The 19,617-nt window shown below is 68.9% G+C and carries 19 protein-coding genes; 12 read left to right on the forward strand and 7 right to left on the reverse strand.

The window, feature by feature from the left end:
• The first annotated feature begins 9 nt into the window (after positions 1-9).
• From HUA75_RS34655 to HUA75_RS34685, 7 genes are read left to right on the forward strand one after another with little or no spacing between them, the layout of a single operon-like run.
• A complete protein-coding gene (locus tag HUA75_RS34655; RefSeq protein WP_141640592.1) occupies positions 10-495 on the forward strand; it encodes a hypothetical protein in 486 nt (161 codons plus the stop codon).
• Positions 492-2,057: a baseplate J/gp47 family protein gene (locus HUA75_RS34660; protein WP_141640591.1), complete on the forward strand. Its 1,566-nt coding sequence runs from the start codon at positions 492-494 to the stop codon at positions 2,055-2,057. Before HUA75_RS34655 ends, HUA75_RS34660 begins: the two co-directional genes overlap by 4 nt.
• Positions 2,054-3,457, forward strand: a complete 1,404-nt coding sequence (locus tag HUA75_RS34665; RefSeq protein ID WP_174462132.1) for a hypothetical protein — start codon at positions 2,054-2,056, stop codon at positions 3,455-3,457. The genes HUA75_RS34660 and HUA75_RS34665 overlap by 4 nt, the downstream gene beginning before the upstream one ends.
• Positions 3,454-5,208 carry a tail fiber domain-containing protein gene (locus HUA75_RS34670; RefSeq protein ID WP_174488811.1) on the forward strand — a complete coding sequence of 585 codons (1,755 nt, stop codon included), beginning with the start codon at positions 3,454-3,456 and terminating at the stop codon, positions 5,206-5,208. The genes HUA75_RS34665 and HUA75_RS34670 overlap by 4 nt, the downstream gene beginning before the upstream one ends.
• Entirely contained in the window at positions 5,205-5,417 is a 213-nt protein-coding gene (locus HUA75_RS34675) for a hypothetical protein (RefSeq protein WP_141640590.1), read from the forward strand. Before HUA75_RS34670 ends, HUA75_RS34675 begins: the two co-directional genes overlap by 4 nt.
• Positions 5,418-5,444: 27 nt before the next feature.
• Positions 5,445-7,154: a hypothetical protein gene (locus tag HUA75_RS34680; RefSeq protein WP_174488812.1), complete on the forward strand. Its 1,710-nt coding sequence runs from the start codon at positions 5,445-5,447 to the stop codon at positions 7,152-7,154.
• Between the two features lie 15 nt (positions 7,155-7,169).
• The gene (locus HUA75_RS34685) at positions 7,170-7,937 is read left to right on the forward strand and encodes a hypothetical protein (protein WP_174462129.1); all 768 of its coding nucleotides are present in this window, start codon (positions 7,170-7,172) and stop codon (positions 7,935-7,937) included.
• Between the two features lie 86 nt (positions 7,938-8,023).
• Here HUA75_RS34685 and HUA75_RS34690 read toward each other — a convergent pair whose 3' ends face one another.
• From HUA75_RS34690 to HUA75_RS34700, 3 genes are all read right to left on the reverse strand, one after another.
• Positions 8,024-8,263 (reverse strand): hypothetical protein, encoded by a 240-nt coding sequence (locus HUA75_RS34690; RefSeq protein WP_141640587.1) that lies wholly within the window; start codon positions 8,261-8,263, stop codon positions 8,024-8,026.
• 336 nt (positions 8,264-8,599) lie between these two features.
• Complete coding sequence (locus tag HUA75_RS34695) at positions 8,600-9,052, reverse strand: GNAT family N-acetyltransferase (protein ID WP_174488813.1); 453 nt, start codon at positions 9,050-9,052, stop codon at positions 8,600-8,602.
• A gap of 185 nt (positions 9,053-9,237) precedes the next feature.
• Entirely contained in the window at positions 9,238-9,645 is a 408-nt protein-coding gene (locus HUA75_RS34700) for a DUF1801 domain-containing protein (protein WP_174488814.1), read from the reverse strand.
• A gap of 119 nt (positions 9,646-9,764) precedes the next feature.
• Here HUA75_RS34700 and HUA75_RS34705 point away from each other — a divergent pair, with 119 nt between their 5' ends.
• Positions 9,765-9,995: a hypothetical protein gene (locus HUA75_RS34705; RefSeq protein WP_174488815.1), complete on the forward strand. Its 231-nt coding sequence runs from the start codon at positions 9,765-9,767 to the stop codon at positions 9,993-9,995.
• A 130-nt stretch (positions 9,996-10,125) separates the two neighbouring features.
• Here HUA75_RS34705 and HUA75_RS34710 read toward each other — a convergent pair whose 3' ends face one another.
• Positions 10,126-10,458, reverse strand: a complete 333-nt coding sequence (locus tag HUA75_RS34710) for a hypothetical protein (protein ID WP_141640583.1) — start codon at positions 10,456-10,458, stop codon at positions 10,126-10,128.
• Positions 10,459-10,912: 454 nt separating this feature from the next.
• Here HUA75_RS34710 and HUA75_RS34715 point away from each other — a divergent pair, with 454 nt between their 5' ends.
• A complete protein-coding gene (locus HUA75_RS34715) occupies positions 10,913-12,103 on the forward strand; it encodes a hypothetical protein (RefSeq protein WP_174488816.1) in 1,191 nt (396 codons plus the stop codon).
• Between the two features lie 62 nt (positions 12,104-12,165).
• Here the strand turns inward: HUA75_RS34715 and HUA75_RS34720 are convergent, their stop codons facing one another.
• Both HUA75_RS34720 and HUA75_RS34725 read right to left on the reverse strand, forming a co-directional pair.
• On the reverse strand, positions 12,166-13,521 hold the full coding sequence (locus HUA75_RS34720; RefSeq protein WP_371746266.1) for an MFS transporter: 1,356 nt from the start codon (positions 13,519-13,521) through the stop codon (positions 12,166-12,168).
• Positions 13,522-13,713: 192 nt separating this feature from the next.
• Positions 13,714-14,754: a pirin family protein gene (locus HUA75_RS34725; protein ID WP_174455363.1), complete on the reverse strand. Its 1,041-nt coding sequence runs from the start codon at positions 14,752-14,754 to the stop codon at positions 13,714-13,716.
• Between the two features lie 249 nt (positions 14,755-15,003).
• On the opposite strand from HUA75_RS34725, the gene HUA75_RS34730 reads away from it, so the two are divergent.
• Complete coding sequence (locus tag HUA75_RS34730; RefSeq protein WP_174488817.1) at positions 15,004-16,104, forward strand: heparan-alpha-glucosaminide N-acetyltransferase domain-containing protein; 1,101 nt, start codon at positions 15,004-15,006, stop codon at positions 16,102-16,104.
• On the opposite strand, the gene HUA75_RS34735 is transcribed toward HUA75_RS34730, so the two are convergent.
• Positions 16,098-16,586: a VOC family protein gene (locus tag HUA75_RS34735; protein WP_174477649.1), complete on the reverse strand. Its 489-nt coding sequence runs from the start codon at positions 16,584-16,586 to the stop codon at positions 16,098-16,100. The genes HUA75_RS34730 and HUA75_RS34735 overlap by 7 nt on opposite strands.
• 98 nt (positions 16,587-16,684) lie before the next feature.
• Between HUA75_RS34735 and HUA75_RS34740 the strand changes: the two genes are divergently transcribed.
• Entirely contained in the window at positions 16,685-18,538 is a 1,854-nt protein-coding gene (locus tag HUA75_RS34740) for a von Willebrand factor type A domain-containing protein (RefSeq protein ID WP_174488818.1), read from the forward strand.
• A gap of 331 nt (positions 18,539-18,869) precedes the next feature.
• The gene (locus tag HUA75_RS34745; RefSeq protein ID WP_174488819.1) at positions 18,870-19,568 is read left to right on the forward strand and encodes an expansin EXLX1 family cellulose-binding protein; all 699 of its coding nucleotides are present in this window, start codon (positions 18,870-18,872) and stop codon (positions 19,566-19,568) included.
• Positions 19,569-19,617: the final 49 nt, after the last annotated feature.

The following is a 19,617-nucleotide window of genomic DNA, read 5'->3' on the forward strand; positions in this document are numbered from 1 at the left end:
GAGAGCGTGATGAACGGCAAGGAAAAGCAGGGCATGAACGGAGTGCTGACCCTCGAGCTGCTCAACCTGGATGGCTCCCTGATGGAGCGGCGCCGGGTCCCCAACCTCATCACCACCGCGGGCAAGCGGTTGGTGGCGGAGCTGCTGATGGGCCGGGTCAACGGGCTGCCCGTCAAATGGTCCATCGTCGTGGGCACTGGCACCGAGGCGCCAGTGCCCGGGGACACCGTGCTGAAGGGCCCGGCGGCCGAGGCCGAGGACCCCGCGCCCAAGGTGGAGGTCATCGACCCGGGTGACGGCTCCAGCCTGGTGCGCGCCCTCGTGACGGCCACCCTGCCCGCCATCACCGACGCCACGGTGCAGCCGCTCACCGAGGCCGGCATTCAAGTCACCCTGGGGGAGACCACGAAGATCCTCTTCAACCGGGTCCGCTTCGAGGAGGTCAATCGCGGCTCCAACATGGTCATGAAGATGATGTGGGAGATCTCCTTTTGAGCCTCATCCCTCCCGAGACAACCACCTTCAGCGCCATCGTCGAACGGCTGCTGAAGAACATGGGGCCGGGAACGGACCCCAACGCCGGTGGCATGGCGCGAACCCTGGCCGAAGCCTACGCACGGGAGATGGCGACCTTCTACGCCATGATGGAGCTGGCCCATCGCTCCGGCTACCTCGACACGGCGGAAGGCGCCGCGCTGGACAACGTCGTCGCCGTGCTGGGCCTGAAGCGCGCACGCGCAGGTCGCCTCACCGGCGAGGTGGAGCTCAGCCGCGCCGCCCCCGCGCCGGAGGACATCGGAATTCCCGCCGGACGGCAGTTGACGGGCCTGGCGGCGGACGGCAAGCCGCTCCCCCTCTTCGAGACGCTCGAGGACGCCACCCTGCGCAAGGGCGACACGCGCGTCCTCATTCCCGTGCAGGAGATCCAGGATGACGCCGGGGCCGCGGCCGAGGCGCCTCCCGTCATCAACCCCTTCCGGCTGACGCTGATGCCCAGGCCCATCCTGGGAATCGAGGCCGTCACCAATCCGGCCCCCCTGCGGCGCGGCTCGGATGATGAGACGGACGAGAACCTCCGCGCGCGCGCTCGCACCGCGCTGCGGGATGGCGAGAAGGGCACGCTGGAGTCCATCGCCGCCGCCGTGCGCCAGCAGGGCGTGCAGCAAGTCACGGTGAGGGAGCCCGCCGACGCGCCTCCGGGCGTCGTCGATGTCCTCGTCGGCGACACCGACTTCGAGTCGGACGTCGAGGGCGTGGTCCGCGTCGAGTCCGCCATCCGGGAGACGAAGGCCGCCGGCATCCATGTCCGGCTCCGCTACGCGAAGACCGTCTTCTTCCAGGTGGACTTCCAGGTGGAGCCCACCAACCCGGAGATGGACGAGGTGACGTTCGACCGGCTCCGCCGCGAGCTCCAGCAGACGCTCGCGCTCCACATGAACGAGCTGCCCGTGGGCGCGCCCGTGAGTCGCCGCAAGCTGGAGGCCCTGCTCTTCGGCAACCCCGCGGTGCGCAGGGTGAACGAGCTGTCCGTGGAGACGTATGTCTGGGGCACCGACCCCGGACCTCCCATCAAGAAGGTCCTCGTGAAGGAGACGGCGGGCCGACTGTATGGCGCCAACCGCGACTGGAAGCTGGAGCCCCTGGAGGCCGCGCGCATCGACCTGGAGCTCAAGCCGCCGCGCATCACCCGCCTGCGCGCGCCGACGTGGCGGCTGGACCTGGTCGTCTCGCTGTCCAGTGGGGAGGCGCGCACGGCCGAGCAGGTGCGCGAGGCGCTGCGAGGCGCCCTGGACGTGTACGCGGCGCGGCTCTCCGAGGACGCTCAGATGGGTCGCGAGGCGAAGCTCACCTTCGACTCCCTGCAGCAGAGCCTGAAGACGCAGGCGCGCATCGAAGCGCTGCTGGGCTGCGACGTCACCCTGGAGACCGGAATCACCGCGACGCTCGTCCTGGCGACGAATCCCGCCCATGTCGTGCCCGCCCAGGTCACCCAGCTCCTGGTGCGAGCCGACGTCCGGCTGCAGTTCGGCGGGGCAGAGCTGGTGGGTGTCGGATGAGCGCGGACCAACGCAGACGTCGCATGGTGGGCTACCTGCCGCCCGTTCTGCAGTCCGGAACGAAGCTCAACCTCTTCTTCTCCACGCTCGCCCAGGAGCTGGAGCAGATGGAGGGAGGCCTGACGCGGCTGATGCGTTCCCGCTGGCACGCGCTCGCGCGGGGCTTTCCCGTCGAGGAGTCGCTGGCGAACAAGGCGGACTCGGAGCTGGGGCAGCTCGCCGCGCTCTACAACCTGCTGCCTCGCCGGGGAGAGTCCGCCGACTACCTCCGCCAGCGCGTCGCCACCGTGGTGGAGCTGCACCGCACCGGCATGGCCTCCGCGCGCGCGCTGCTCCGGCTCGTGTCCCTGGTCTACATGGCACGGCAGCCGCCGGTGATTACCTGGGAGGGGAAGCTCGCGGTCGGCCTCTTCTCCGTGCCGCGCACGGATGGCACCTACCGGACCATTCGCGTCGAACTGGAGGACAATCCTCCGACGCCTTCGAGCGCGAGCTTCCGCAACGTGAGCGGGGGCCAGCGGCTGATCGCCACGAACGGAGGGCTCCACGTCGCATCGCCGGCCATCTCCCTCAAGGCGACGGAGAAGGAGATCGCCGTGCCCGTCTTCCGCCACGAGCAGTCCGGGCTGGACCTCATCTTCCTGGGCCGGGTTCCCCTGAACTCCACGCTGACCTTGCGCGACGAGCGAGCCGCCTTCATCGACGGCATTCCCGTGGACCCCGTGAAGAACCCCGTCATCCGGACGCACCCCACCCGCTTCTCCGCCCTGACGGACCCGGGCGTCCTCACGCGCTTCGATGCGCCCGAGTCCCGCTTCTCTGTGTTCGAGGAGGACCAGCACGTCCCGGACCTGGCGCTGGGCGAGAACCACTGGCGCTACGACACGCTGGATCAACAACAGGTCCACTCCTACCTCACGAGCTGGTCCCAGACACGACGGGACGCCGCCGTGGCGTGGGCCCTGCCCGTGCGAGCCACGCCGCGCGCGGACGTGCGCCTCGACTGGACGGAGATAACGCCCGCGACCTGCACGCTGACCATCCCCGTCGACTACATCCCGCCGCACCTTCAGGTGCCCAACGAGGACCAGGTGGTGCCCGGGCTGCCTGGGTTGGTGAAGGAGTTGATGCGCGCGCTGGAGTACGGCCGCTGCGCCGGCGTGCGCACGCGCATCGAGTTCACGCTGCCCCTGCCTCCGGAGGCGCTCGTCGCCAGCGAGGGACCGCTCCGGATGGAGGTCGACACGTCCCTGACCGAGAAGCTGGAGCCGAAGGACGCGCTGACCTCGTTCGGTTCCACCATCGAGTTGCACGAACAGTTCCCAGATCCCCAGGAGAAGCTCGCCTGGGACGGCGTCTTCTCCGCGACCCGCTTCGATACCTCGAGGTTCCAGTCATGAGTGATCCCTTCTACACCGCGAAGTCCGGTGACCCCATCCTGGCGGACACCTGGAACAACATGCAGATCAAGACGCGGGATGAGATCCGCGCCCACACCCACCATGGCGCCGACGACGGCCGGCAACTGGATGGCGAAAGCATCTCCGCCACCGCCGTGCTGAAGGTGAGCCGGGTGGACGCCACCGTGTCGATGTCGGTGGGCGGCGTGGACCTGGCCACCCGGCTGAGCACCCTGGACACCCAGAAGCTGTCCATCGGCGGTGGCAACCTCACGGGCCCGCTGTCTGTCGCGACGGCCAACGTGGGCATCGGAGCGACGGCGGGGACCAAGCGACTGCTCGTCGTGGCGCCGGGCAGTGGCAACCAGAACGCCCCCCTGGAGCTGCGGAGCGGTGGCGATACGGGCTGGGGCATTGGCGCCGTCATCCGGACCACCGGCGGCACGGAGGGCGCGGGGCTGGTGCTGAGAAGCCGCGCCAAGAGCTGGCAGCTCCGCGGTGAGCAGGGCGCCACCGCCACCGGCCTGCAGATCACCGAGGACGGAGGCGACGCGGACACGGGCTCGGGCCTGGGCACGCCGCGCATCCACATCAAGTCCGGCGGCGGCGTGGGCCTCAACACGACGGACCCGCAGGGGGCGCTGGACATCCGCCTCTCGGGGGCCGCCGCCGGGTTCGACAGGTTCGTGGTGAACACGACGACGGACTGGGGCAGCGGCACGGCACAGGTGACCATCGGCGCCGGCGGTGGCGCGGGCCTGATGATCAACAACCCCCACGTCATCTGGCACAAGACGGAGAACCGCGCGTCCATCCGCTACGGCCTGAGCGGCGGCGTCGCCACGGGCCTGTTCTGGGACGTGGGCGCCCGGGTTGGCAACGCATTCTCCTTCTCGGTGAATGGCACCCAGACGATGTGGATGGGCGCGGACGGCAGCGTCGGCATCGGCACGGTGACGCCGGGCGCGCGGCTGGACATCCAGGGCGGCGGACTGCGCGTCAGCGGCGCCATCATGCCCTCCATCGGCAACGCGTCCGGCAACGGCATCCAGTTCCCCGAGGACTCGTGGGGTGGCACCGGAGACGCGGCCTTCATCCGCTACTACCGCGTGCCCAACCCGCTGCCCGGTGAGGAGGAGAACGGCCGTCTGGTCATCGCCTGCACGAACGAGCCGGGCGACTCCATCATCTTCCACCAGGCCGGCGCCGAGCGGCTGACGCTCGTCAATGGGTTCATTGGCATGGGGACGCCCCGCCCGTCCACGCCCTTGCACGTCGTCCAGCAGGCCGCCAACGCGGGCCTGCGCATCCAGGAGAACACGTCCGGCCGCTTCATGGACCTCTGCTACGAGGGCCAGGGCACCTTCCACCTGTTCCACAGCAACGGCAACGGCCAGTGGATGCAGCAGGACGGCATCTGGCGCGGCCCCTCGGACGCGTCGCTGAAGGACAACATCACCTCGCTCCAGGACATCCTCCCGCGCGTGCTGGCGCTCAGGCCCGTGAGCTTCAACTGGAAGAACACCGGTGACCTCAACCTGGGCCTGGTGGCGCAGGAAGTGGAGACCGTCTTCCCGGAGCTCGTCAGCGAGCTGAAGCTCGAGTCCGCGGGCGGCAAGGTCATCAAGGGGCTGGCCCACCAGGCCTTCAGCGTGCTCGCCATCGCGGCCCTCAAGGAACTCAAGCAGCAATACGACGAACGATTGGCGGCGCTCGAGCAGCGTCTCCAGAACCAGGAGCTGAAGTCATGATGGATGCCATCGAGAAGCGCCTCGCGGACCTCCGGGCCGAGCACGAAGCAGGTCAGAAGATGATGGCGGAGCTGGAGGCGAAGCGCTCGCATCTGGTGCAGACGATGCTTCGCATCGAGGGCGCCATGCAAGTGCTCCAGGAGCTGCTGCCCGCGAAGGCCGAGGGCGGCACCGCCACCGTGACGGACATCAAGGAAGCCGCTCGCTGATTCCCCGCACGACGTCAGGACTCCGCCATGAGTGATACGCGCGTCGGCGCCACGCTGACCTATACCGGGACGGCCACGCCTCCCACGGCCGCACAGATTCCGGTGGACACCGCCGGTCTCGTCGTCGCCCTGGACGTGCCGGCGGGCGTGGCGTTGGTGCGCGCGGCACTCACCGTCCGCGCGCCGTCGGATGACGTGACGGTGAACCTGTCGCCCACCGCCACGCTGGCCACCAGCGAGGGGCAGACCGCCCTGGACCCCGCGCAGCCCATCACCTGGCTCAGCCTGGACTGGGGGGCTCGTCGTCCCCTGTCCTCCGTGGACGTGCGGCTGCCGGCCTCTCCCACGCAGACGGAGAAGAAGGGGCGCCTGAGCGTCGCGGAGGGGGGCGCCTGGTATCCCCCGACGCCGTCGGACACGGTGTCGGTCAACGCCGTGGCGCCAGCGCCACTGCCGGGCATCCTCGCCAGCCGCTTGCTGGTGGAGTTCGTGGAGGCGAGCAGCGCGCCGCCTCCGGTGGGGACTCCGAAGACGCTGGCGGCGACCCAGGTGGCGAGCATCGCCCTGCGCGCGCCCGCGCGGCCTCCCGACCTCACCGCGACCGTGGGCGTGGGCGCGGGCGCGCTGTTCTTCCACCATGCGCTGCCCCTGCTGCCCCGGCAGGAGCTGGTGCTGGAGGATGCGTTGAGCGACGCGCTCCAGCGCGCGTGGCCCGTGGACCTCAAGTCCGGCGCGGTGGCGGTGGCGCTGCGCTCGTCGGGGCTGGGCATGTTCGACCGCGTCCAGCTCGTCATGGACACGCTGGAGGTCATCCAGCGCTGGAGCGACGGCGCGGAGAGCCAGACGCTGGTGGTGAACACGGACAGCAGCGTGTCCGCGCGAGTCACCGTGCCCAGGGACCGCGCGCTCTCCGAGGTGCGGTTCCACGTCCAGCATCAACTGCGCGATGAGGACCTTCCCCTCGCGCCGCGTCCGCCCTCGATGCCCGCGCTGTCTCACCACTGCGGCTCCGGGTACTCCGCCGCGCAGGCCTTCCGTGCGACGCGCGCCACGGGCCCGCTCGCGGCCCTGGACCTCCACTTGCGGCCGCTGACCCGGCGCGTGGTGGGAACCCTCGCCTTTCATGCCGACGTGCATGACCGGCCCGATGATGCGCCCCTGGCTGGCGGTTCCATTCCCCTGCTGCTGGAGCAGGAGGGTTCGGCTCCGTGGGCCTCGCGCTGGGTCGCCTTCACTCCTGGCAAGCCGCTCGAGCTCGGAACGGGCCCGTGGTGGGCCGTCCTCACGGTGGACGAAGGAGATGTCCTCTGGAGCCTCACGGACCATGCGGAGACCGCTCCCACGCCGGGCGCGTTGACGCCTGGCACCGCGCTGCATCGCACCGAGGCCATGGGCCCGTGGCTGCCTCGGGAGAATGGCCTTCCGGGAGAGGAAGAGGACGCGGAGGCGCTCTGGGCATGCTCGCGTCCACGCCTGCGTCCACTCACCGCCGTGCCTCCGCTCCCGCCCCGTCTTCAGCTCCGCTGGGGCACGAAGGTGCTCGACGTGACGGCTCGCGAGGACGGTTCCGTCGCGCTGGATGCCAAGGCCCTGGCCACCCTCACACCGCCCGGGGGCACCGGAAGCCCGCCGCCGCTGGAAGTCCTCGTCCAGTCGCGCGTGGCCGGTGACATCACCCTCTCCGGGCTCCAGGTGGTCATCCCCCAGCGGGAGACCTACCCACTCTTCCCGAGGTAGCGAGACCCCCACCCCATGCTCCTCGCCATCGAGTCCTACTTCCACGATGCACTGCGCCCCGCCGTCCCCGAGACGGTGGAGGTCGCGACCGGCCCCTCACGAGGACCCGCCGCCGACGCGGAGGCGCTCGTCGAGGTCTATGCCTCCCGACTGAAGCTGGCGCTTCCGGAAGGCGATGACCTGGCGGCGCAACGACAGCCGTCCTATTTCGCCCAGGTGCACCGCTGGGCGGGCAACGGGACGACGAAGGACTTCACGCTCCCCGCGAATGCGCGCGGACAGGTGAGCGAAGTGGAGTCACCGCCCGGGCACCCGCTGCGCAGGGGCGATGACTACACGCTCGAGGACACCACGCTGCGCCTCTATCGCGCGCCCGCCGTGGCCAACGAGGCCGTGGTCGCCTTCCTGCGAGGAGACCGCGCCGACGGCTTCCTGGAACGGCGCCGGTGCGAGCTGTCGCTGTCCATCCGCGCCTGGGTGAAGGCCCCGGGCAACGCCGCGCCCCTGCTCTCGCGTGCCCTGGCCGCTGCCTTGGCCGCCTCCGCGGACATGGGAAACCTGGAGGACGAGGACACGTATCCCGACGAGTCGGGAGTGAGGCTGCGTCTGCTCCAGCCCGCGGCGAGCCTTCTGGACATCCAGCGCGCCATGGAGCCCGTGGGTGAGACGTTCTTCAGCCGCGCCCAGGCGAACTTCATCATCCGGGGAGAGCTGGAGCAGCTCATCTCACTGGGGACGCCGGAGCTGGAAGGCACCATCCTCGAGGTGCGGCGCGTGACGTAGTCGTCGGAGGCTGGCGCGGGAGCAACCGCCGTACAACGGCCCGACCCAGGGAATGCCTGGGCGGGCCGCTCTTGCTCAAGGACCTGCTACTCAGCTTCAGCCGCGTCTACCGCGGGGCAGAAGCGAGCCATACAGGCATCCCAATCCGCGACGCATTCATCAGCCGGCCTGTTTTCAAGAAACAGGCAGCGGTTGTAGAGGCGGTCGCACACGCCCCCGCACGCAAGAGCCTCGACCGAGGGGTCCTGTTCCGCGTCAACGCCACCACAGCCCGACAGCAAGCCCACGGTCAGCAGCGCCTTGGTGATAAAGGACTTGATCCGCATGTACGCCTCCTCAAGCGCCTTTCTGGATTGAAAGACATTGCAAGAGTAGCACCTCCTCCCAGGGCCACCCGGTGCGAATCGGCTCCACGCCATCAACAACACCCTGCGTCATCTGGTGCTTGTGATTCAGAACCGACCCACCTTCTCGGCATGCTTTCGAAACCACGGGAGCCATCGCTGATTTCGAGGAGGGCGAGCACAGGCCGGCTGCCGACGGACGGGATACGTCGAGAAGATGCGGCGCCACGTCCACAAGTCGCGCCCAGCCGACCCACCCGTGGTTCTTGTCTTCACGGCACGCGGTGATGCCTCGAAGGGAAATCCAGACGACCTTCGCTACGTCGAACCCAGCCGCATGAGGACTTCGGCGACTCCATCCGGGTGTTCCTGATGCTCATCGGTGAGGGTCTGGAAGCCACACTTTTCGAGGACGCGGATCGACGCGGCGTTGTGGAGAGCGACCCACGCATGAAGCGGCCGGGCGGGCACGAGCGCGAGAAACTCAGTGAGGGCCCGGGTGGCGATGCCTTTGCCCCAGTGCTCGCGCCCCACCCAATAGCCGATGAGGCGCTTTCCATCCTGTTCCCAACTGCCGATGTTCCCAACGACCACGCCACCCACAACGATGGTGCGGTTGACGTTTTCAGGGCGGAGAACATTCGTGCGCCAGTGAGACATGAACGCGTCGCGCTCCCGCGATGGAAACGCGGCCATGCGCAGCGCTTCCGGGTCGCACTGGTGCTCGAAGAAGATGGGAAGGTCCTCATCCGTGACGATGCGGAGAATCATTCTGAAACAGCTCCGTCCAGTCTGCGCCGCGAGGGACGTCGCGAGGCGAATGGTGGAGGGATTCTAGCTTTTTCGGGCAGGACGAAGCGCGGGAATCTGGACCGGCGAGACGACCCAGGATCACAGCACGCAGGACCCCATGCCGTTCGCCGAGGTCCCGCACGGACTGCGTCTTCACCCTGGGTTCATTCCACCTGTCGAATCCACTGACGCACGAGCGCCTCGAGCGCCTTGCGCTGGCTCCGCACGGACTCGAGCGTGACGAGACAGCGGTCTTTCGCGAGCCACCGGCAGAGTCCCTCCGGATCGTCGACCTCGACTCCACTCTTCGCGCTCTGCTTCACCTTCGCGCCGGTGTGGAAGACGAGCTGCACGCGGTCCTCGGAGCGAAGGTGCACGGCCGCGAAGAACTCGGTGGTGCGGAAGCTCGCGGTGTTCCACTTCACCGCCTCGGAGATGGAGGGGTCGACACCGAGGATGAGCTTTCGGACCTGGTCGATGTCCTTGCGCAGCGGGTGCGCTCGCTCGTCGAGGAGCACGGTGACCTCCATCGAGCCGTCTTGCGGGGGCGGCACAGCGCGCTTCGCGGCCATGGTCCTGTGTCTCCTCTCCGGCGATTGCGTCCCGGTGTCTACCATGACACGCCCCAACTCCGCAGGAACCGACAGTCCCTGAAGGGACAGGACTCACGAACGGTTCTGGCTTTGAAACCGTGGCTGGCAATGCGGACCACTTCGAGCGAGCACTCGCGGCGAAGCTCGTCAACACTCGCACCGTGATGGCGCTGACGACAGCCGTGCGCGCGGGAGAGGCCGCGATGGTGCGCTCGGATGAGACCGCGTATAAAGCAGCGCATGAGCAGACCCTGAAGGCATTGCGTGCGCTCTCGCCGGAGGAGCTGCGCGCGGTCGAAAGCATCACCACGTCGATGCAAGTCCGTTGAGCCCCCCGTGAGGGGCGCCGCTCCGCGCTTGTCGTCGACGGTGCCTTCGACGCTTCCCTGCGATTGAAAGACGCATGGGCCGCCCCAGAACTCCGGGGCGGACCCAAGCCCTACGCACCCAACGTCGGCCTCAGGGGCAGTAGGTGCAGTAGAAGAAGCCGGAGTGCGAGGCGTACGGCCCATCCCCCGAGCCTGAACACTCCGTGGTGCAGTCATCGTTCGTATAGCAGGAGGCCACCAGCCCCTCCTCGCTGTAGGGGAGCGAGCTGTACCAGGCGCTGTACCGAGGGCGGTAGAGCTGCACACAGGCCTGGGCGGACACCTCCCCGGCGGTGCCTTCCGTGGGCGCGCCTTCCAGGACAGTCGACGGAACGGGCTGCTCCGAGAGCGGCGGGGACTCCCCGCCACACGCCATCAGGAAGCCCGCGGCCAGCACGGCGAAACCACTCAGGGTGCTCTTCATGGTGACACTCCTTCCAAAGGGAGGCCTGCAGGAGAGCACATTCCCTCGCGGACCTCGGTGCGAGGAAGCGCCCTCCTCCTCGGCCCGAGGCGTCACACCCGTCCGGGGCATCCAGGACCCTGTGGATTCCACGTAGTCATTGGGCGCCGCTCTTCGGAGTGGACCGCGCGGCCAGTCCCCTTCCGCCACTTGCGCCAATCACACGCGCAGTCCGCACGAAACATCCCTTTTCAGAACTCCGAGTAAACCAAGGGAAACAGATGCGACCTTCCAGCGCGCGCTCCGTTCCATCCCTGCGCGGGCGGACTTACTTGCCATTTGAAGGTCATCTCGCTCCATCTCGACCTTTGTCGAAATGAAGTTGCATCAGTATCAACACTACAAGTATTCCCAGAGCCCCCGGAACTTCCCGGCTGGCGGCACGCGTGCGTGCATGACAAGGATTGGTGGAAACATGGCGTCCCGTCTCGGTGATACGTCTGCGAAGGGTTTGCGTTGGGGTGCGGTGTTGCTGGCGGGGCTGGTGGGCTGTGGCCCCACCACGACGAAGGAGCCCGCGACGAACCAGGAGGAAGTGCGCTCCATCGAGGAGCAGTCCAAGGCACTGACGCCTCCCCCGGGCTGTACCGAAATCACGCTGGGAGAGCTGAGCAACGGCGTGGAGCTGACGCCGGTGAGGTACTCGCAGCAGCCGACGTACCGGGGCACGTTCACCAACCCGGCCGCCCCCACCGCCACGAACCTGGCGTACCTCCGGCTGGACGTGAATACCGCGCCCGGGCTGTATGACTTGTCCGTGGGCGGAGGCAACACCTTCACGTGTGATCGCTGCGTGATGGGCTACCAGGACTCCGGTGCGCCAACGGAGAAGTACCTCGTCGCCGACTCCGGGACGATGCTCGTCGCGCTGAAGGTCTCGCCGGACCAGACGATTGGAGCGCTGGCGAACGTGGTGCTCCGCGAGTCCGTGGACGCCGCGCCGCTCAACGCCCCGTACTGGGGCAGCGCCGTGGTGCCGGGCGGCGAGTGCAAGTGGATCCGCTTCGCGACGTGGAACACCGTGCGCCCGGGTGGCTGCGATCCGCGCGAGGGCTCGCTGACGGCGAACCTGCCGGACACCACCTGCGTGCCCACCAACTACGCCGCCAGCGACGGCACGCTGGAGCGGGCGCTGGGCACCAAGACGCACGGCCAGGCGTGCACCACCACCCCGGCGGTGAGCGAGTACGAACTGGACTCCACGGACTGCGAGCAGGGCTTCACCTGCACGGACCTGCTCTCCGCGAACGCCCAGTGCCTCAAGACGTGTGACTTCATGGCGGCGAACCCGGGCTGCCCCACGGGCACGATTTGCGGCGTCTACGGCCTGTGCATCGAGCAGTCCGTGCTCCAGCCGCTCGGCTTCGACTTCGACCCCGCGCGGATTGGCGAGCAGTGCAGCGTGGGCTACGCGGAGTTCTGCGGCACCGAGGGCGCACGCGGCGCGTGTCTGGACCTGGCCCGTACGGGCAAGGGCACCTGCTACGCCTATGAGCGCGCGCGCAGCAACTGCGGCCCTGGCGAGGAGCTGGGCTACATGAACTACGGCCGCTCCGGCGGCGGCTACGACCGCACCTACGGCTTCTGCTACCACGACGGTCGCTAAGGGAAGTGAGCGGGGGCGTTCGCTGTCCGGGTCCCCTCCAGCCCGGGCAGCGGCGCCTCCGCTCAGCTCACCGCGCGCCCACCGATGCGCGAGCCCGCGTCTTCTGGCAACCGCCTGAACAGCGGCCCCGCCAGCGAAGACACCACGCCCACGGCGAGGAACGGCAACAAGAAGCGGTCCGGGGTCAGCGGCAAATCCCCGCTGCCTCGCGCCAGATGAAGCATGAGCGCGCCCAGGCTGATGCCCACGCTCAGCGCCATCTGCTGCGTCACCACCGCCACCGTGGAGGCCTGGCTCATCTTCTCCCGAGGGATGTCCGCATACGCCACGGCGTTGATGGCGGTGAACTGCAGCGAGCGCACGAAGCCGCTGACCATCAACGTGGCGACGATGAGCGGAATGGGCGTGGAGTTGCGGAAGAACGCCGGGAGCGCCGTCAGCACCGCCGCGGCCAGGTTGGAACCGACAAGCGTCGTCCGGAAGCCCAGCCGCTTGATGACCCACGGCGCCACGGGCTTGCAGGACATGGCCCCCAGCCCCGTGCCGATGGTCACCATGCCCGCCTCGAACGGCCCCCACCCCAGGCCCACCTGGAGCATGAGCGGCAAGAGGAACGGCGTCGCCCCCAGGCCCATCCGCACCAGCCCACCACCCGCCGTGCTGGCCCGGAACGTCGACAGCTTCAGGAGCCGCAAGTCCAACACCGGCTTCTTCATCCGCAGCGCGTGCGCCACGTAGAGCGCGATGGCCCCCACGGCCACCAGCGCCATGCCCATCTGGATGTGCACGGGCACCAGGCCGACGCCCAGCGTCTCCGCCGCGCCAATCGTCAGGATGATGGCCACCGCCGCGATGGCATAGCCCTTCCAGTCGAACGGGCCCGGGTGCGGCTGGGGCAGCTCCGGCACGTAGCGCGACACCGCGAGCATGCCGAGCAGCCCCACGGGGACGTTGATGAAGAAGATCCACGGCCAGTCCGCCACGCCGAGGATGAGGCCCGCCAGCGGCGGACCGATGAGCGGCCCCACCAGCGCCGGCATCGTGAACCAACTCAGCGCCGACACCAGCTTGTCCCGGGGCGCCGAGCCCACCACGATGAGCCTGCCCACCGGCGTCATCAGCGCGCCCCCCAACCCCTGGAGCGTGCGGAAGACGACGAGCTGGGGCAGCGTCCGCGAGAAGCCGCACAACACCGACGCGATGAGGAACACACCCATCGCCAGCATGAAGACGCGACGAGGACCGAAGCGGTCGGCCACCCAGCCACTCGCGGGCGCGAGCACCGCCAGCGCCAGGATGTAGGAAGTCAGCGCGAGCTTGAGGTGGATGGGGTCCGTGTCGAAGGCCACGGACAGCGTCGGCAGCGCGGTGGACAGCGCCGTCGAGTCGACGAACTCCATGAACAGCGCGCTCGCCACCGCGATGGACGCGAGCCGGGAGCCTCTGTTGGCGGACGCGGGCGGCGATCCAGGTGGAGAGGAGCCAGGAGAGTCGGACACCTCTCTTCTATGCACGGGAGCCCACGTGCATGTCACGCTCGACGACACTCCATCCGGGGGCTCCCTTGCCCGCGAAGGAGCCAGGGAGCCGAGCATCGGTGCCCTGGCTCGTCAGGTGGGTCGCTCCAGGCGCCCATCCGCGTGGCGCGCGAAGCGCCCTTCCTCCCGGGCGTGCACCGGGTCGTCACTCTTCCAGGGCCAGCCGCCGAAGCCCGTGCGCTGGTAGTCGCTGAACGCCTGTTGGATCTCCTGGCGGGAGTTCATGACGAAGGGGCCGTGCTGCACCACGGGCTCGTTGATGGGCCGGCCCTGGAGCATCAGCAACTCCGCCTCGTCGGGGCCGTTCTCCAGCACCGCGTCCACGTCGGGGCGCAACTGGAGGACGTGTGATGCGGGGATGGCGCGGCCTCCCACCTTCAGCGCGGAGCCCTTGAAGAAGTACAGGAAGCGATTGCTCCCACGCGCGGCGGCGGGCAGCGTCCAGCGCGCCCCCGGCGCCAGCTTGAGCGTCCAGATGGCCACGTCCGAGTCCGCCCGCGCGGCCCAGGACTTCGGCGGCGGCGGCGGGGCCTTCACGTCGCCCAGCGTTCCGGCGACGACGGTGACCTCGGTGGTGCGCCCCGCTTCATCCCTCGCGACGTGCCGGGGGATGACGTGGTCCCACAGCATGGAGAAGTGCGGCGTCACCAGCTTGTCCGCGCTCGGCAGGTTGAGCCAGATCTGGAACAGCTCCACCGGATTGGGCTGGTCCTTCTTCAAGAGCGGGAACATCTCCGAGTGCAGCACGCCGCTGCCCGCGGTGAGCCACTGCACGTCCCCGCCGCCGAAGCGCGCCGCCGCGCCCAGCGAGTCCGAGTGGTCCAACAGCCCGCTGCGGACGACCGTCACGGTCTCGAAGCCCCGGTGCGGGTGCTGCGGGAAGCCGGGCACCACGGTGCCGTGGTACATGTTCCAGCCGTCCCGACCGTCGAAGTCCTGGCCGAGCTGCCGGCCCGCCAGCGACGCGGTGGGCCCCATCCGCTCGTTGCCCGCCGGGTAGGCGTCCACGTGGTGCACGCAGAACAGGAACGGGTCTGGCGTGGGCCAGGGCATCCCCCTGAGCGGGCTCAGGCCGATGACGGCGGGTTGCTCACTTCCCTGCTGCTGACTCATCCCCTGCTCCTCTGACTTTCCCGTGCTCCGAGAGCAGCTCGCGGCCGACGTGGCCCCCGCCACCGCGAGCACCTTCAGCGCCGCTCTCCGACTGACCTCATCACCCAAGGGCCACCTCACGCATGACGCCGTCTCCAGGCTGTAATCCTGGCATGGACGGGGCGCATCCTTTCATGCCCGGGGCCCGCCCGCCCGCCGAGCCGTCCTCCCCATACACGCCGACCCGGACTTGCCGTAGGGTGCGCCGCCTTGAGCCCCTCCTCGCCCCTTCCCGTGTCCCACGAGCGCGTGCGTGCCATCGACTGGCTGCGCGGCATCGCCGTCCTGTTCATGGTGCAGACGCACTCGCTGGCCCTGCTCACCCCGGAGCTGCGCAAGAGCGCCTGGGTGGGCCGCCTGCTCAAGGTCGACGGACTGGTCGCCCCCGCGTTCATCTTCTCCGCGGGCTTCGCGCTCGCGCTCGTCATGGTGCGCAGCGCCGCCAGTGGCCAACTGCGCGAGCGCGTGCCCAAGAACTTCCGCCGCACCTGCGAGGTCCTCCTGGTGGCCTCCCTGGTCAACTGGGCGTGGTTCCCGCTGCTGAGCGAGCCCAAGTGGCTCTTGCGCATGGACATCCTCCAGTGCGTGGGCGTGTGTCTGCTCCTCATGCTGCCGGTGGCCGCCGCGTTGGCGCCCCGGCCTCGCGTGCTCGCCGGCGCAAGCCTGTCCCTGGCCTTCATCGTCTTCGCCGTGTCGCCCCTGGGTGAACACGTGCCCGAGCCCTGGGCCACGCTGACGAAGAAGTCCTCCTTCGCGCCCTTCCCCCTGCTGCCGTGGATGGGCTTCGCGTGGCTGGGCGCGTTCGCGGGAACACTCGCGGGCGCCTGGGGCCGACGTCCGCTGGCCCTGGCGCTGCTCCTGCTCGTCGCGGTGGGCGCCATCGGCGCGGCGTCGGGAGACTTCCTCTTCCAGCTCTACCCGCACCACCGCTTCTTCGTCGCCAACCCGTCGAACTCCGCGGCGCGCTTCGCGTGGGTGTGCGCCGTGCTGCTCGGATTGATGGGGCTGGAGGCCCGGGTGCCCGCGGGCCACGCGCCCTCACGGCTGCGGCGGTTCATCGAGGTCTTCGGAACCTCGTCGCTCTCCGCCTACTTCTTCCACGAGATGCTGCTGTTCTACCGGCTTGGAGGCGTCTTCTCCTTCCAGCGCTTCTGGGGAGACCGCAGCGGATGGGGCCAGTACTGGCTGCTCACCGCGGTGCTCATCGTCGCCACGTGGCTCTTGTGCCTGGCGTGGGACCGGCTGGAGCACCAGGTGAGGACTGCGCTCCAGTCCCTGAGCAGGAGGCTGCGCCCCGCCGTTCCTCAGTGAGCGTCGGTGGACAGGCGCTCGAACGCGGCGATGACCTCCGGCGGCGCCTGGACCAGCTCGATGAGGACCCCCTCGCCACCGTAGGGGAACTGCTCGTTGCCCTTGGGGTGGACGAAGCAGATGTCGAAGCCCGCGGCGCCCTTGCGGATGCCTCCGGGGGCGAAGCGCAGGCCCTGCTGCTCCAGCCACTTCACCGCGACGGGCAGGTCATCCACCCACAGGCCCACGTGGTTGAGCGGCGTCTCGTGGACCCGGGGCTTGCCCTCCGGGTTGATGGGCTGCATCAGGTCCACCTCCACCTTGAAGGGCCCCGCACCGGCGGTGACGATGTCCTCGTCCACGTTCTCCCGCTCGCTGCGGTAGGTGCCGTGAGGCGTCAAGCCCAGCAGGTCCACCCAGAGTTTGCGGAGCGGGCCCTTGTCGGCGCCGCCGATGGCGATCTGCTGGATGCCCAGGATTCGGAAGGGTCTCAAGGTCTGCATGGGCCCGGAACCTACCGGGAAAAATCGCGGGAATAGACCCATTTGTCAGGTCGTGCGTTTCGATGCGGCGCCTGTTGATTCCGTCCCCCGGAGAACACATGTCCCAGACCTTCCTGAAGCGCCGTTTGAGCCAGTGGGGAAGTGCCCTGCTCGTCGCCTGTGTCCTGCCCGCCTGCATGTCCATGGACGAGCGCCAGACCCTGACGGCCCCCGAAACGCGCTCCACCCCACGAACCCACGCCACCGCGAAGCCGGCCCCGCCTCCGAGCGCCGCGCCCCAGGACTTCGCCGCCGCCGAGGGCGACGACGCCAGGGCCACGGCCGAGTCCCCGGCGCCTCGCGAGGACCGGGCCAGGAAGGCGCCGCGAGGCATCGACGCGGAGCTGCGTGAAGAGCCTGCTCCCGAGCCCCTCATGGTCGCGCCCGCCACGGGTGCGATGGGCGGCGCGGTGGCCAATGGCGTCATCGGCCGTGCCCAGGGCGCGGAGATGGCGAAGCCCTCCCGGATGGCGCCCAAGAAGCTCGAGGCCAGCGCGCGCCTCACGGATAAGGACGTGGACGGCTCGGACGCCCACGCGGGTCCGCAGGGCAACACCTTCGAGGCCTGGAAGCCCAACACCTTCACCGAGACGAGCAAGGACCCGCTGTCCACCTTCGCCGCGGACGTCGACACCGCGTCCTATACGGTGGCCCGCCGCTACCTCCAGAACGGCAACCTGCCGCCCTCCTCCGCCGTGCGCGTCGAGGAGTTCGTCAACTACTTCAAGTACCGCTACGCCCCGCCGGAAACAGGGGCCTTCACCGTGCATCTGGAGGCCGCGCCGTCGCCCTTCGACTCGAAGCGCCACTTCGTGCGTGTGGGCGTGCAGGGCAAGGTCGTCTCGCGCTCGCAGCGCAAGCCGGCGCACCTGGTGTTCCTGGTCGACACCAGCGGCTCCATGGCGTCCCAGGACAAGCTGCCGCTCGCCAAGGAAGCCATCAAGATCGCCGTGAAGAACCTCAACGAGAACGACACGGTGGCCATCGTCACCTACGCGGGCTCCACGCGGGACGTGCTGGCGCCCACGCCGGCCACGGACGTCAAGAGCATCCACGCCGCGCTGGACGCGCTTCAGTCCGGGGGCGGCACGGCCATGGGCTCCGGCATGGAGATGGCCTACAAGCACGCGGTGAAGAAGGCCTCCGGCAAGGTGGTCTCCCGCGTCATCGTCCTCACCGACGGCGACGCCAACATCGGCCCCACGCTGAGCCCGCAGGCCATGCTGGAGAGCATCCACAAGTACGTGGCCGAGGGCGTCACCCTCACCGCCGTGGGCTTCGGCATGGGCAACTACCGCGACGACATGATGGAGAAGCTCGCGGACAAGGGCAACGGCAACTGCTTCTACGTGGACAGCTACAAGGAAGCGAAGAAGGTCTTCGAGACGCAGCTCACCGGCACGCTGGAGGTCATCGCCAAGGACGTGAAGCTCCAGGTGGAGTTCAACCCGCTCGCGGTGCGTCGCTACCGCCTGTTGGGCTACGAGAACCGGGACGTGGCGGACAACGACTTCCGCAACGACAAGGTGGACGCGGGTGAGATTGGCGCGGGCCACAACGTCACCGCGCTGTACGAGGTGGAGCTGGTGAAGGACGCCAAGGAGTCGCTCGCCACCGTGCGCGTGCGTGCCAAGGCGCCCAACGGCACCGAGGCCGCCGAGCAGTCCTTCCCCTTCACGCGCTCCCTGCTGCGCGCGTCGCTGGAGGCCGCCTCGCCCGACTTCCGCTTCGCCGTGGCCGTCGCCTCCACCGCGGACATCCTCCGAGGCAATCCGGCCGCCGAGGGCTGGAGCCTGGCCACCGCGCAGAAGCTCGCCGAGGGCGCCGCCGCTGGAGACGCTGACCGCAACGAGTTCGTGAAGCTGGTGTCGCAGGCCCGCGCCCTGTCCGGCGCGTCCGCCCGCGGCGAGTAAGCAGACCCAAGCAGGTTGCAGGGGGAATGGGGTGGAAGGCCCGGGGGGCGCCTTCCACCCCATTATTTTTTCCGGCGAGCCTCCCGGACGCGCTCAGTACGCGACGACGGTGGGTGGCGTGGTGCTGGTGAAGAAGTCTGGGAACGTGGCGATGTAGAGGACCACCGCCACACAAAGACAGACAGCGCGTCGGAAGAATCTCATGACGTGACGACCCCCTTGTTCGTTTGAAAGCGGCGACACGCCAACAGCCCCGCAAGTCATTGCACCGACATTTCCGTGAGCGTGGGGAGGGCACGGCGCGGACACGTTGCGGTATCCTTCGGGCCGTATGCGCCCATCCCACCTGCCCTCCCGCCCCCTGCTCGTTCCCATGGCCACCCTCTTCCTCGCGTGCGGAGGATGCGGTGATGACCCCAGCGGAGGAGGGGTCCCCCTGGGCGAGGAGCAGAAGGGCATCGCCACGTACTACAACGCCACGGGCGAGGGGAACTGCAGCTACGACGCCAGCCCGGACGACTTGATGGTCGCGGCGATGAACACCCCGCAGTACGCGAGCAGCGCCGCATGTGGCCAGTGCGTGGACGTCCAGGGGCCGAGCGGCAACGTGCGGGTGCGAATCGTGGACAGGTGCCCGGAGTGCGAGGCCGGCCACCTGGACCTGAGCCGCGAGGCCTTCGCGAAGATCGCCGAGATGCGGCTGGGCCGCGTGGACATCACCTGGAAGGTGGTCTCCTGCGACGTGGCCGGCGGCCTGGAGTACCACTTCAAGAACGGCAGCAACCCGTGGTGGACCGCCATCCAGGTGCGCAACCACCGCGTGCCCATCTCCAAGCTGGAGTGGCGTCGTGGCGACGGCGCGTGGAAGGACGTCCCGCGCGAGGACTACAACTACTTCGTCAACGGCGACGGCATGGGCGAAGGCTCCTTCACCGTGCGCGTGACGTCGACCACCGGCGAGCAGGTGGAGGACACCCTGCCCCGCGTGCTGGACAACGACACCTTCGAGGGCTCCGCCCAGTTCCGCTGACGCGGGGCCGCTTTCGCACCGGCCGAGGCTCGACACACCATCGAGCCCC

It is taken from the genome of Myxococcus sp. CA040A, from assembly GCF_013336725.1.
GTDB classification, from domain to species: Bacteria; Myxococcota; Myxococcia; order Myxococcales; family Myxococcaceae; genus Myxococcus; species Myxococcus llanfairpwllgwyngyllgogerychwyrndrobwllllantysiliogogogochensis.